Genomic DNA, 221 nt, shown 5'->3' on the forward strand with positions numbered 1-221 from the left:
ATTAGCGGTTTTCTTATCGGACTTCACAACACCGTCGTGCCAGATAACACCATTGGCGGTTTTCTTATCAGCCTTCACAATACCGTCGTGCCAGATGACACCATTGGCGGTTTTATTATCGGACTTCACAACACCGTCGTGCCAGATGACACCATTGGCCGTTTTATCATCGGACTTCACAATACCGTCGTGCCAGATGACACCATTGGCGGTTTTATTAT

General features: G+C 47.1%; 1 protein-coding gene. It reads right to left on the bottom strand.

Going from position 1 to position 221, the window contains the following annotated elements; genetic code table 11:
* Positions 1 to 221 (bottom strand): hypothetical protein (locus CXF81_RS00400; protein ID WP_157825456.1); only part of this gene is annotated, 221 nt, incomplete at both ends.

The organism is Glaciecola sp. 33A, assembly GCF_002836745.1.
Taxonomy (GTDB): Bacteria; Pseudomonadota; Gammaproteobacteria; order Enterobacterales; family Alteromonadaceae; genus Glaciecola.